The organism is Plantactinospora sp. DSM 117369 (genome assembly GCF_053764795.1).
In genome coordinates this window covers 886797-898831 of sequence record NZ_CM132446.1, presented here as the reverse complement: position 1 = coordinate 898831, position 12035 = coordinate 886797, and the positions used below count along the sequence as shown (strand labels likewise).

Below are 12035 nucleotides of genomic sequence, written 5' to 3'. Positions count from 1 at the left end.
GTCGGTGGGTCACCCGGCGTTGGGCCAGAGACTATTCGGTTGCAGTATCTCCCGAGGCCGGACGACCTTCACCCGCTACGGAGCCCCCGTGCAGTGGCTCACCTTCGCTTGCGCCCGGCGCCCCCTGTCCGGCACGCTCCGCGGCCGCCGCCGACTTCGTGCCGGCCCGGCGGCGCAGCACCCAGCCGTCGATGTTGCGCTGCTGGGCCCGGGTCACCGCGAGCGCCCCCGGCGGCACGTCGACGGTCACCGCGCTGCCCGCCGCCACGTACGCCCCGGCGCCCACCTCGACCGGCGCGACCAGGCTGGTGTCACAGCCGACGAACGCCGCCTCACCGACCACCGTGTGGTGCTTGTTGACCCCGTCGTAGTTCACGAAGAGCGTCCCGGCGCCGATGTTGGCCCGAGGCCCGATGGTGGCGTCCCCGACGTACGTCAGGTGGGGCACCTTGGCCCCCTCGCCGATCTCCGACTTCTTGACCTCGACGAAGGTGCCGACCTTCGCCTTCTCCCGCAACGTCGCCTCCGGCCGCAGGTACGCGTACGGCCCCACGCTCGCGCCCGGACCGACCGCCGCGCCGACCGCGTGCGCCCGGATCACGGTGGCGCCGGCGCCGACGGTGGTGTCGATCAGGGTCGTGTCCGGGCCGACCGCCGCCTCCGGACCGACCGTGGTGGCGCCGCAGAGCTGGGTGTTCTGGTCGACCACCGCGTCCCGGCCCAGCGTGACGGTGACGTCGATCCAGGTGGTCGCCGGGTCGAGCAGGGTCACTCCGCTGCGCATCCAGCCCTCGTTGACCCGGTCCCGCAGCAGCCGGCGCAGCGCCGCCAACTCGACCCGGTCGTTGCAGCCCAGCGTCTCGGTGGCGTCCGCCGCGACGTGCACCGCCACGGTCTCGCCGGTCGCGGCGAACTGGCCGAAGACGTCGGTCAGGTATTCCTCGCCCTGGTCGTTGTCGGTGGAGAGCTTGCCCAGCGCGTCGCGCAGCAGCGCGGCGTCGAAGGCGTAGATCCCGGCGTTGATCTCGCGGATCGCCCGCTGGGCCGGGCTGGCGTCGCGCTCCTCGACGATCTGCTCCAGCCCGCCGTCGGCGCCCCGGACGATCCGGCCCAGGCCGGTCGGGTCGGCCACCTCGGCGGCGAGTACGGTCGCCGCCGCTGAAGCTGCCTCGTGCGCGGCGACCAGTTCGGTGACGGTCTCCGGCCGCAGCAGCGGTACGTCTCCGTTGAGCACCACCACGGTGCCACCGGCGTCCGGGGCGCTCTCCAGGGCGATCCGGACGGCGTGCCCGGTGCCGTGCTGCTCGGCCTGGAGCACCGGCTCGGCGTACGGGGCGACGTCGCGCAGGTGCGCGGTGACCTGGTCGGCGCCGTGGCCGACCACCACCAGCGTGCGGTCGGCCGACACCGGGGCGGCCGCCGTGAGCACGTGGCCGAGCAGGGTACGCCCGAGGATCGGATGGAGCACCTTGGGTAGCGCCGACTTCATCCGCTTGCCCTCACCGGCGGCGAGGACGACGACGGTGCGGAGGCGGGGCTGGGACACGAGAATGCTCCCGTCAGAACGGCCGGCAGTGTGCGGCCCCATGCTAACCAGGCACCAGCGACGATGGGCGAAGCTCCCGGGAGAGGATTCGAACCCCTACAATCAGGACCAAAACCTGACGTCCTGCCATTAGACGACCCGGGACCATCAAAAGGGACAAAGTGCCCCTCAGTTGGAGAGCATCTACACCCTACCGTCCCGTCCTCAGATCCTCATCTGTCATCCCACGCATGATCCCTTCGATCTTCCAGTACAGCCGGCTCGAGCCAGGGACATCGATGACCAGGCAGCCGCGATAGCCGTCGCCGGTGTTTCGCCGGTTGGTCTCCGGCCGGTGCCGCTTGAGCGAGGGCCTCCGGAAAGCCTCCACCGGAACGTCCACCAGATCGGACCACCACCGCCCGGCGGCTTCCGCGTCGGCCGTCTCGTGGATGCTGACCTGGAACCGCAGTACCGACCGCCGCACTCCCAGCGCCTCGACGAAGCGGATGAACAGAAGGACCAGGCCCGGGTCGCTGTTGACGAACTTGACGCGACAGTCGTTCGGGCGCCAGGGCTTGGCCTTGGCACCCTCGCACCAGTAGATCGCCGCACCGACCAGGATCAACTCGCGGTAGCGAAGGCTCTTCACCCAGGCCGCCGTCGCCTTGATCGTCTCCGCCCGGGCCGCGTCCCGGGCCGCGCGATGCGGTCCCCAGAGCGCGTCGGTCATCCGACGGGAGTGTGCTCGTCGACGGTCAGCCTCGGCTTCCGGGTCGGGGTCGAGCGGCAGGTGCCGGACCCACCGGTACGCCGTCGACTTCGCCACCCCCAGCTCGTCGGCGATCTCCGGCACCGAGCGGCCCGCCGCGCGCAGCTCGACGGCCCGGTCCCGCAACTCGTCCTTGGCGTTGGGCCGTTTCGTCCACTCCGGCGGGGGAACATCTCGCAGCAACGCCGACAACCGGTCCTTGCCGATGCTGAGCCGTCGCCGGATCTCTCGCGCGGACAGCAGCTCGACGGTACGCAGACGACGCGCCTCGGCAGCGAGCGGATCGACCATGACCAGGAGATTAGGACCCGTGTACGACAAGATCCGTCGATGGCTGACAGCGGATTCCCAGTTCGCGTCCATGGCAGACTACGAGAGCGTAGGTTACGGTGACGTAGGCGTAAGTTATCAGTCTTCCCCCTACGCTCAGCGAGGTGCCATGTCCTCCGTCCTGCTCGAACAACCGGCCTCCGAAGCCAAGAAGGGGCCCAAGCCGCTCACCGACGGCGTCCAGTCCAAGGGCATCCTCGTCGCCCTCTGGTCCTTCGTCACCATCCCCTTCCTCGCCCTGCTCGCCGCCGTACCGGTGGCCTGGGGCGGGTGGCTGAGCTGGACCGACATCGCGATCGCCGGAGTGTGGTACGTGGTGGCCGGGCTCGGCATCACGGTGGGCTTCCACCGGTACTTCACGCACGGGTCGTTCAAGGCCAAGCGCTGGCTGCGGGTCACCCTGGCGGTCGCGGGTTCGTTCGCCGTCCAGGGCAACATCACCCAGTGGGTGGCCGACCACCGCCGGCACCACGCCTTCTCCGACGTCGAGGGCGACCCGCACTCTCCATGGCGGTTCGGCGCCAGCGTGTGGGGGCTGACCAAGGGGCTGTTCCACGCGCACGTCGGCTGGCTGTTCAACCGGGAACTCTCCAACCGCGAGCGGTTCGCCCCCGACCTGCTCGCCGACAAGGACATCAGCCGGGTCGACCGGCTCTTCCCGCTGCTGGTGAGCCTCTCACTGCTCACCCCGGCGCTGCTGGGCGGTTTGGTCACCTGGTCCTGGCAGGGCGCGCTGACCGCGTTCTTCTGGGCCGGCCTGGTCCGGGTCTCCCTGCTGCACCACATCACGTGGTCGATCAACTCCGTCTGCCACGTCTACGGCGAGCGGCCCTTCGAGGTACGCGAGGGCGACCGGGCGACGAACTTCTGGCCGCTGGCCATCCTGTCCTTCGGCGAGAGCTGGCACAACCTGCACCACGCCGACCCGACCTGTGCCCGGCACGGCGTACTGCGTGGTCAGGTCGACATCACGGCCCGGACGATCTGGCTCTTCGAGAAGGTCGGCGCCGCGTACGACGTGCGGTGGCCGAAGCCCGAACGGGTCGCCGCGAAACTGCTCAAATCAACACCGTCGCATTGACCCGCGACGCGCCCGGGCACCCGGCCACGAGCGTCTGCCTGGCAGGATGGCCAGGTGACCGAGCGCAGCGAGGGCACCACCAGGGACGACACGAGTCAGCGCGGCATCGCGGGACGGCAGCGGGATAACGAGGTGACAGACAGTCCGCGTACCACCCGCGGGATCGGGCGCCGGCAGGTCCCGGCCCCGACGCCACCGCCGCCGCCCGCCAAGCCCGTTTCCCGGGTACGGATGTCCGCGGCCCAGCGCCGAGAGCAGCTCATCGCGATCGGCCGGCAGGCCTTTGCCGAGCGCGGGTTCGACGCCACCTCGATCGAGGAGGTGGCCGCCCGCGCCAAGGTCTCCAAGCCGGTGGTCTACGAGCACTTCGGCGGCAAGGAGGGCCTCTACGCGGTCGTCGTCGACCGGGAGGTACGCGCCCTGCTCGACCGGGTCACCACGGCACTGACCGCCGGGCATCCCCGGGAGTTGCTGGAGCAGGCGGCGCTGGCCCTGCTCGACTACATCGAGGAGGAGACCGACGGCTTCCGGGTGCTGGTCCGGGAGTCTCCGGTGCTCTCCGCCACCGGCAACTTCAGCAGCGTGATGAACGACGTGGCGCACCAGGTCGAGCACATCCTGGGCGCCGAGTTCAAGAGCCGGGGCTACGACCCGAAGCTCGCCGAGCTCTACTCGCAGTCCCTGGTCGGCATGGTGGCGCTGAGCGGTCGCTGGTGGCTGGAGGTACGCAAGCCGCGCAAGGAGACGGTGGCGGCGCACCTGGTGAACCTGGCCTGGAACGGCCTGTCCCACCTGGAGGCCAAGCCGACCCTGCTCACCCGCCGGACCCGCTGAGCGGCCGGCGGGGCCGGGTTCAGCGGCCGGGGCGGGCGTTCGAACTGCTGCGCATCTCGCGTTCCGTCTCGGCGTGCTCCGGCGGACCGACCTTGTCGTACAGGCCGGTGGCGAGCAGGACCAGGCCGAACAGCATCGACACGATGACCGTCGACATCGAGAAGTTGAGGATGTTCGCCTCGGTCTGCAGCACGGTCATCATCGCGATGGCGACCACCAGGAAGACCACCCCGATGGCCAGGTTCATCAGGTGCCCGAAATTGCCCCGGTGCACCGCCCCGAACAGCACCACCAGCCCGAAGATCACCGACACCAGCGCGAACGCCATGTTGGTCCGCAGCCCCAACACCCAGTGGCTGTCCCGGCTGAAGAAGTCGTGCCCGGCGGTCTCGAAGAGTCCGAAGACGCCGAAGACCACGATGTAGAGGCCGATCAGCCCGGCGAGTACCCGGTAGACCGGCCGCGCCGGATGGTTGATTGGAATATGCGCCATTGCCCCTCCTCGCTGCCGGTGGGCGACTTTCCTACCGGATTGTCACCCGGGCCGGAGGGGATTGCCCGGCGAACGCCGGGATCAGAGCACCAGGCGGGCGTCCTGCCAGGCCTTGGCCTCCTCCTCGGAGCCGACCTTGCCGTACATGCCACACATCAGCAGGACCAGACCGAGGATCATGGTCACGATGGTGGTGGCGACGGTGAAGTTGAGATAGTTGGCGTCGGTACGCAGCACCGCCAGCCCGGCGAGCCCGAGCGCCATCAGGCCGTACCCGAGGAACTTGTCGACCGCCGTGTCGACGTTCCGGCCGACCAGGGTGGCGAGCAGGATCACGAGGCCGAGCACGGTCGAGATCGCCGAGTAGCCGAGGTTGGTCCCCTGGCCCAGCACGAGGGTGTCGTCCTGGGCGAAGAACTCGCCGCCGCCGGCCTCGACGAAGCCGAGGACGCCGAAGGCCACCAGGTAGAGGCCGGTCAGCCCGCCGATCGCCCGGTAGACCGGCCGCGCGGGATGGTTGACGGGGTTGTGGGCCATGATCAGCAGTCTCCAACGCCGTTGCCAGTGAGGGTCGGGGCTAGATTCTTCCGCATGGCATCCGGGTGACGCCGCACACCCCCGCCGGTCAGCTGCCGCCGTCGTCGCCGCGCCGGCGCTCAGCCCTCCGGTACCTGCTCGGCCAGGGCCAGCCAGGCCTCCTCGGTCTGCTCCCGCTCGGCCCGTACCGCCCGGAGCTGGCCGTCCAGTTCGGCGATCCGGGTGTAGTCGGTGGCATGCTCGGCCATCTGGTCGTGCAGCGCCGCCTCGCGCTGCTCCAGCTTGCCGATCTGCCGCTCCAGCCGGCTCAGCTCCTTGCGGGCCGCCCGCAGCTCCCCGCCGGAGAGCGCGCCGTCGACCCGTGCGGCGGCCGGTACCGTGCCGTTGCTCCGCCCGTCCGGTGGCGGCCCGCCGGGCGTGGCGGCCCGGGCAAGATATTCGTCGATGCCGCCGGGCAGGTGCACCAGCCGGCCGTCGCCGAACATCCCGTACACCACGTCGGTGACCCGTTCGACCAGATAGCGGTCGTGACTGGCCACGATCAGGGTGCCGGGCCAGGAGTCGAGCAGGTCCTCCAGCGCGGCCAGGGTGTCGGTGTCCAGGTCGTTGGTCGGCTCGTCGAAGAGCAGCACGTTCGGCTCGGCGGCGAGCAGCCGGAGCAGTTGCAGCCGGCGCCGCTCCCCGCCGGAGAGGTCGGAGACCGGGGTCCAGAGCCGCCGGTCGTCGAAACCGAAGATCTCGGCGAGCTGGGACGCGTTGACCTCCCGGTCTCCGAGTACGACCCGGCGGGCCACCTCCTCGACCGCCTCCAGTACCCGCAGCTGGCCCGGCAGCTCGGCCAGCTCCTGTGACAGGAAGGCGGGCCGGACGGTGGAGCCGGTCCGCACCTGCCCCGCGTCCGGGCCGCGTACCCCGGCCAGCAGCCGCAGCAGGGTGGTCTTGCCGGCCCCGTTCGCGCCCACGATGGCGATCCGGTCGCCCGGACCGACCTGCCAGGTCAGGTTCTCCAGGATCAACTTCGGGCCGGCGGTCAGGGTGACGTCGGTCAGGTCGTACACCTGCTTGCCGAGCCGGGCGGTGGCCAGCCGTTGCAGCGACACCGTGTCGCGCGGCGGCGGTACGTCCGCGATCAGCGCGTTCGCCGCCTCGATCCGGAACCGCGGCTTGGAGGTCCGGGCCGGCGGGCCGCGTCGCAGCCAGGCGATCTCCTTGCGCAGCAGGTTCTGCCGGCGCGCCTCGGTGGCCGCGGCCACCCGCTCCCGCTCGACCCGGGCCAGCGTCCAGGCGGCGTAGCCGCCCTCGTAGGCGCGTACCGTCCGGTCGGCGACCTCCCAGGTGTCGGTGCAGACGGCGTCCAGGAACCACCGGTCGTGGGTGACCACCACCAGCGCGCCGCGCTTGCCGATCAGGTGCCGGGCCAGCCAGTCCACCCCGGCCACGTCGAGGTGGTTGGTCGGCTCGTCCAGCACCAGCAGGTCGGCGGTGCGGACCAGCAGGGCGGCCAGGGCCACCCGCCGCCGTTCGCCGCCGGACATCGGCCCGACCGGCTGGTCCAGCCCGAGGTACGGCATGCCGAGCCCGTCCAGGATCGCGCGTACGCCCGCGTCGCCGGCCCACTCGTGCTCGGCGCCGAACCCCTCGTCGAGCCAGGCGGTGCCGAGTACCACGTCCCGGACCCGGGCCTCGGGGTCGAGCACGAGGGTCTGCGGCAGCCAGGCCACCCGCAGGTCGCGGCGGTGGGTCACCCGGCCGCTGTCCGGCTCCTCGGCCTTGGTCAGCAACCGCAGCAGGGTGGACTTGCCGGTGCCGTTCAGCCCGACGACGCCGATCCGGTCCGAGTCGGAAAGGCCCAGGGAGACGTCGGTCAGGAGCTGCCCCGCCGCGCCGTACCCCTTGGAGACCCGGTCCAGATTGACGATGTTGGCCATGTACTCAGACGGTAGTCAGGTGGTCAGCTCACCCGGGCGCCGGGGACCGGCCCGTACGCCGTGCGGACCGTCCGGCACAGCCCGGAGGCGGTCAGCTCGGCGGCGACCCGCTCGGCGTGACCGCTGTCGGCGGCCAGGAAGACGCAGGTCGGCCCGGAGCCGGAGACGATGCCGGCGAGCGCTCCGGCCGCCTCGCCGGCCTTCAGTGTCTCGGCGAGCGCCGGGCGCAGCGAGAGCGCGGCGGCCTGGAGGTCGTTGCCGAGCGCCCGGCCGAGCCGGGCCGGGTCCCGGCCACGCAGCGCGGCGAGCAGCGCGTCGGCGGTACGCAGCGGTGCTGGGGCGGCGTGTTCGGCGCGCAGCCGGTCGAGTTCGCGGTAGGCGGCCGGGGTGGAGATGCCGCCCTCGGCGATCGCCACCACCCAGTGCCAGGTGACCGGGCGGGCCAGGATCGGGCTGATCGTCTCGCCGTGGCCGGTGCCGAGCGCGGTGCCGCCGTACACCAGGAAGGGGACGTCGGAGCCGAGCCCGGCGGCGATCCCGGCGAGCTCGTCCCGGCTCAGGTCGGTGCCCCAGAGCGCGTCGCAGGCGACCAGCGTGGCGGCGGCGTCGGCGCTCCCCCCGGCCAGGCCGCCGGCCAGCGGGATCTGTTTGCGCAGGTGCAGCCGGGCGTGCGCCGGCACCCCGGTGTGCGCGGCCAGCGCCCGGGCCGCCCGGATCACCAGGTTGGACTCGTCCAGGGCCAGCTCACCGGCGCCCTCGCCCTCCATGGTCAGGGTGAGGGTGTCACCCCGGCGGGCGGTCAGCTCGTCGTGGATCGAGATCGCCTGGTAGACGGTGTTCAGCTCGTGGTAGCCGTCCGGGCGCAGCGGCCCGACCCCGAGATGGAGGTTCACCTTCGCCGGTACCCGGACCTTGACCGGGCCGGACATCCTCCGGCGCGGACGTTCGTCCTCGTCGTCCGGCCGCCATGCCTCGGTCATGCAGCGATGCCCCGGGCCCGCGGCCGGGCGAGCCGCTGGCGGAGCGGGTCAGGTGACCACGGTCGCCAGGACGCGGGATCCACCGGCTCGGCCGTCACGTCGGCCACCTCCTGCCACACACGCCGTCAGCCTACTCGGCGGGTCGGGCGGCCACCGGGGCCGACGCGGCGATCGCGGCGAACTGCGCGACGGTCAGCGACTCGCCCCGGGCGCCGGGATCGACCCCGGCCGCGACCAGCGCCGCCGCCGCCCGGTCCGGACCGCCGGCCCAGCCGGCCAACGCGGCCCGCAGGGTCTTGCGACGCTGCGCGAACGCGGCGTCGACCACCGCGAAAACCTGCTGCCGGGGTACGTCGGGCCGGGGCGGCTCGCGCCGGGTGAAGGCGACCAGCCCGGAGTCGACGTTCGGTACCGGCCAGAAGACGTTCGGCGGGACCCGGCCGGCGCCGCGCGCGTCGGCGTACCAGGCGAGTTTGACCGACGGGACACCGTAGGTCCGGGAGCCCGGACCGGCGACCAGCCGGTCGGCCACCTCCTTCTGCACCATCACCAGTCCGTGCCGCAGCGCGGGCAGTTCGGCGAGCAGGTGCAGCACCACCGGCACGGCGACGTTGTAGGGCAGGTTCGCCACCAGCGCGGTCGGGGCCGGCTCGGCCAGCTCGGCGGCGGTGATCCGCAGCGCGTCGGCGGGGTGCACGGTCAGCCGGGCCGCACCGGTCGGGCCGGCGTGCCGTCGCACCGTCTCCGGCAGCGCCCCGGCCAGCACCGGGTCGAGTTCGACCGCGTGCACGTGCCCGGCCACCGGCAGCAGGCCGAGGGTGAGCGAGCCCAGCCCCGGCCCGACCTCCAGCGCCACGTCAGCCGAGGTCAGTCCGGCGGCGGCGACAATCCGGCGCACCGTGTTCGGGTCGTGCACGAAGTTCTGGCCGAGCTTCTTGGTCGGGTGCACACCCAGCCGGGCGGCGAGTTCCCGGATCTCCGCCGGGCCGAGCAGGTCTGCGGCCATGCTGCAACAGGGTACGGCCCGCCGGTGCGGCCGGGACGGCGTACCCGCCGTACCGTCCGACGTCGCTGTGCCCACGGTCGCCGGCCGCACGAGCAGCCGGCCGCTCCGCCGTCCCGGCCGGCGCCGACCTGGACACCAGAGGCGTTATCCGAGTGCCGTAACGCCTCTGGTGTCCAGCTGTACCGAGCAAAGAGCCGGACCGACGGCGCTGCGGGCTACGACGTAGCCGGTAGCGGCGTACCGGCGAAGTGGCAGGCGGCGATTCGCTCGCCGGCGACGGTCGGGGCGTCGCCCTCGGGAACGAGCAGCGCCGGGGTCTCCCGGGCACAGACGTCCTGGGCGATCGGGCAGCGGGTGTGGAACCGGCAGCCGGACGGCGGGTCGACCGGGCTCGGCGGGTCGCCGGACAGCACGATCCGCTCCCGGCCCCGCTCGCGCGGGTGCCGCACCGGCACGGAGCCGAGCAGCGCCCGGGTGTACGGGTGGGCCGGGTCCTGGTAGACGGTGGCGGCCGGGCCGAGTTCGGCGAGCCGGCCGAGGTACATCACCGCGACCCGGTGCGAGACGTGCCGGACCACGCCGAGGTCGTGCGCGATGAAGACCAGGGCGATGCCGAGCCGCTGCTGCAACTCGGCGAGCAGGTTGACCACCTGGGCCTGCACCGAGACGTCGAGGGCGGAGACCGGCTCGTCGCAGACCACCACCCGGGGTTCGGTGGCCAGCGCCCGGGCGATGCCGATCCGCTGTCGCTGCCCGCCGGAGAACTCGTGCGGGAACCGGCGCATCATGTCCGGGGCGAGCCCGACCATCTCCAGCAGCTCGGCGACCCGGTCCCGGCGGGCGGTCGCGCCCCGGGCCAGCTTGTGCACGTCGAGCGGTTCGGCGATCACGTCCAGGATCGGCATCCGGGGGTTGAGCGAGGTGACCGGGTCCTGGAAGACCATCTGGACGGCGCGGCGCAGTTCGCGGCGGCGGGTGCCCCGGGCGGAGCCGACGTCGAGGCCGGCGTAGCGGACCTGGCCGGAGTCGGGGCGTTCCAGCCCGACCAGCAGCCGGGCCAGGGTCGACTTGCCGCAGCCGGATTCGCCGACCACCCCGAGGGTCTCGCCGGCCGCCACGGTCAGGTCCACCCCGTCCACGGCGTGCACCCGGGAGTGGCCGCCGAGGCCGCGTCCGGCCCGGTAGGTCTTGCGGACCCCGGTGGCGACCAGCAGCGGCTCGCCGATGGTCGGCGGGTCGGCGGTCAGCGGGCCGGAGGTGTTCGGGCCGGCGGAGGCGGAGAGCGCGGTCGGCGTACCGACCGTCGGGGTTGACCCGGCCGGGCCGGAGGAGGCTGGGCCGGGCCCGGCCGGGTGGTCAGACGGGGGCATCGACGGCCTCCTCGGCGTGGTGGCAGGCGGCGGTCCGGCCGGGTACGGCGAGCGGCCGCCGCTCCGGGCGGGTCACCGTGCACTCCTCGGTGGCCCGGTCGCAGCGCGGATGGAAGGCACAGCCGGTCGGCAGCGCCAGCAGGTTCGGCGGGCTCCCCGGGATCGGCCGGAGCCGGTCGCCGGGCTGCGCCAGATCGGGTACGGAGCGCAGCAGCGCCGCCGTGTACGGGTGGGCCGGCCCGTCCAGTACCTCGGCCACGGTGCCGGTCTCGACGATCCGGCCGGCGTACATCACCGCGACCCGGTCGGCGATCTCGGCGGCCACCCCTAGGTCGTGGGTGATCAGCAGGACGCCCATCCCGAGTTCGGCGCGCAGCCGGTCGACGAGTTGCAGGATCTGCGCCTGCACGGTCACGTCGAGCGCGGTGGTGGGCTCGTCGGCGATCAGCAGCCGGGGGCCGAGCGCGACCGCCATGGCGATCAGGATCCGTTGCCGCATGCCGCCGGAGAACTGGTGCGGATAGTCGCGTACCCGGCGGTCCGGGGCCGGGATGCCGACCAGCTTGAGCAGTTCGGCGGCCTCGGCCCGGGCGGCCCGGCGGGACAGCCCACGGTGGATCCGGAACACCTCGCCGAGCTGGTCGCCGATCGAGAGCACCGGGTTGAGCGCGGAGAGGGCGTCCTGGAAGACCAGCGCCATGGTCTCGCCGCGCACCTTCCGGACCTGCTCCGGGCCGGCGGTGGTCAGGTCGTGCCCGGCGACCCGGATCTGCTCGGACCGGACCTGCACCCCGCCGGAGTCGAGCAGTCCCATCACGGCGCGGGCGGTGACGGACTTGCCGGAGCCGGACTCGCCGAGCAGCACCAACACCTCGCCGGCGGCGATGTCGAGGTCGACCCCGCGCACCGCCGGGACGGTGCCGCGCCGGCCGGTGAAGGTGACGTCGAGGCCCCGGACCCGCAGTGCGGCCGGCAGGTCGGCATCGGGTGACCGTCGCTGGCTCTCTACCCCGCTAGTCACTACACCTCCCGAATTTCCGTGATGTTTCCTGCCGTAACGATTTCTGTCGCCCAGCCGTTGATCCGCGCCGGAGTTGGCCAACATGTTGACACGCTGCGCCTGATCCTGGCAATCTCTGCTCCCACATCGCCGACAATCCACACCCAGATCAGGTCACG

The 12035-nt window shown here is 72.4% G+C and carries 11 protein-coding genes and 1 tRNA gene; 2 read left to right on the top strand and 10 right to left on the bottom strand.

Annotated elements, in window-relative coordinates:
• Window positions 1-31: 31 nt before the first annotated feature.
• From glmU to ACSMXO_RS04160, 3 genes are all read right to left on the bottom strand, one after another.
• Window positions 32-1588 (bottom strand): bifunctional UDP-N-acetylglucosamine diphosphorylase/glucosamine-1-phosphate N-acetyltransferase GlmU, encoded by a 1557-nt coding sequence (gene glmU / locus ACSMXO_RS04170; protein WP_455416745.1) that lies wholly within the window; start codon window positions 1586-1588, stop codon window positions 32-34.
• A 31-nt stretch (window positions 1589-1619) separates the two neighbouring features.
• A tRNA-Gln gene (locus ACSMXO_RS04165) sits at window positions 1620-1690 on the bottom strand.
• A 46-nt stretch (window positions 1691-1736) separates the two neighbouring features.
• Window positions 1737-2588: a helix-turn-helix domain-containing protein gene (locus ACSMXO_RS04160; protein ID WP_455416744.1), complete on the bottom strand. Its 852-nt coding sequence runs from the start codon at window positions 2586-2588 to the stop codon at window positions 1737-1739.
• A gap of 148 nt (window positions 2589-2736) precedes the next feature.
• On the opposite strand from ACSMXO_RS04160, the gene ACSMXO_RS04155 reads away from it, so the two are divergent.
• Complete coding sequence (locus ACSMXO_RS04155) at window positions 2737-3708, top strand: acyl-CoA desaturase (protein ID WP_455416743.1); 972 nt, start codon at window positions 2737-2739, stop codon at window positions 3706-3708.
• Window positions 3709-3939: 231 nt separating this feature from the next.
• Window positions 3940-4542: a TetR/AcrR family transcriptional regulator gene (locus tag ACSMXO_RS04150; protein ID WP_318397763.1), complete on the top strand. Its 603-nt coding sequence runs from the start codon at window positions 3940-3942 to the stop codon at window positions 4540-4542.
• 19 nt (window positions 4543-4561) lie between these two features.
• Here ACSMXO_RS04150 and ACSMXO_RS04145 read toward each other — a convergent pair whose 3' ends face one another.
• From ACSMXO_RS04145 to ACSMXO_RS04115, 7 genes are all read right to left on the bottom strand, one after another.
• Entirely contained in the window at window positions 4562-5035 is a 474-nt protein-coding gene (locus tag ACSMXO_RS04145) for a DUF4383 domain-containing protein (protein ID WP_455416742.1), read from the bottom strand.
• Window positions 5036-5116: 81 nt separating this feature from the next.
• Window positions 5117-5572, bottom strand: coding sequence for a DUF4383 domain-containing protein (locus tag ACSMXO_RS04140; protein WP_455416741.1), 456 nt, complete (start codon window positions 5570-5572; stop codon window positions 5117-5119).
• A 119-nt stretch (window positions 5573-5691) separates the two neighbouring features.
• The gene (locus ACSMXO_RS04135; protein WP_455416740.1) at window positions 5692-7500 is read right to left on the bottom strand and encodes an ABC-F family ATP-binding cassette domain-containing protein; all 1809 of its coding nucleotides are present in this window, start codon (window positions 7498-7500) and stop codon (window positions 5692-5694) included.
• 23 nt (window positions 7501-7523) lie between these two features.
• On the bottom strand, window positions 7524-8480 hold the full coding sequence (locus ACSMXO_RS04130; RefSeq protein WP_455416739.1) for a 4-(cytidine 5'-diphospho)-2-C-methyl-D-erythritol kinase: 957 nt from the start codon (window positions 8478-8480) through the stop codon (window positions 7524-7526).
• A 130-nt stretch (window positions 8481-8610) separates the two neighbouring features.
• Window positions 8611-9486: a 16S rRNA (adenine(1518)-N(6)/adenine(1519)-N(6))-dimethyltransferase RsmA gene (gene rsmA / locus ACSMXO_RS04125; protein WP_455416738.1), complete on the bottom strand. Its 876-nt coding sequence runs from the start codon at window positions 9484-9486 to the stop codon at window positions 8611-8613.
• A 215-nt stretch (window positions 9487-9701) separates the two neighbouring features.
• Window positions 9702-10856, bottom strand: a complete 1155-nt coding sequence (locus tag ACSMXO_RS04120; RefSeq protein ID WP_455416737.1) for an ABC transporter ATP-binding protein — start codon at window positions 10854-10856, stop codon at window positions 9702-9704.
• Window positions 10843-11961: an ABC transporter ATP-binding protein gene (locus ACSMXO_RS04115; protein WP_455416736.1), complete on the bottom strand. Its 1119-nt coding sequence runs from the start codon at window positions 11959-11961 to the stop codon at window positions 10843-10845. Before ACSMXO_RS04115 ends, ACSMXO_RS04120 begins: the two co-directional genes overlap by 14 nt.
• Between the last annotated feature and the right edge of the window lie 74 nt (window positions 11962-12035).

Excerpts from the sequence above, each read along its gene's own strand:
- glmU (WP_455416745.1), bottom strand. The coding sequence starts at position 1,588 with ATGGGGCCGCACACTGCCGGCCGTTCTGACGGGAGCATTCTCGTGTCC.
- ACSMXO_RS04160 (WP_455416744.1), bottom strand. The coding sequence starts at position 2,588 with ATGGTCGATCCGCTCGCTGCCGAGGCGCGTCGTCTGCGTACCGTCGAG.
- ACSMXO_RS04155 (WP_455416743.1), top strand. The coding sequence starts at position 2,737 with ATGTCCTCCGTCCTGCTCGAACAACCGGCCTCCGAAGCCAAGAAGGGG.
- ACSMXO_RS04150 (WP_318397763.1), top strand. The coding sequence starts at position 3,940 with ATGTCCGCGGCCCAGCGCCGAGAGCAGCTCATCGCGATCGGCCGGCAG.
- ACSMXO_RS04145 (WP_455416742.1), bottom strand. The coding sequence starts at position 5,035 with ATGGCGCATATTCCAATCAACCATCCGGCGCGGCCGGTCTACCGGGTA.
- ACSMXO_RS04140 (WP_455416741.1), bottom strand. The coding sequence starts at position 5,572 with ATGGCCCACAACCCCGTCAACCATCCCGCGCGGCCGGTCTACCGGGCG.
- ACSMXO_RS04135 (WP_455416740.1), bottom strand. The coding sequence starts at position 7,500 with ATGGCCAACATCGTCAATCTGGACCGGGTCTCCAAGGGGTACGGCGCG.
- ACSMXO_RS04130 (WP_455416739.1), bottom strand. The coding sequence starts at position 8,480 with ATGACCGAGGCATGGCGGCCGGACGACGAGGACGAACGTCCGCGCCGG.
- rsmA (WP_455416738.1), bottom strand. The coding sequence starts at position 9,486 with ATGGCCGCAGACCTGCTCGGCCCGGCGGAGATCCGGGAACTCGCCGCC.
- ACSMXO_RS04120 (WP_455416737.1), bottom strand. The coding sequence starts at position 10,856 with ATGCCCCCGTCTGACCACCCGGCCGGGCCCGGCCCAGCCTCCTCCGGC.
- ACSMXO_RS04115 (WP_455416736.1), bottom strand. The coding sequence starts at position 11,961 with ATGTTGGCCAACTCCGGCGCGGATCAACGGCTGGGCGACAGAAATCGT.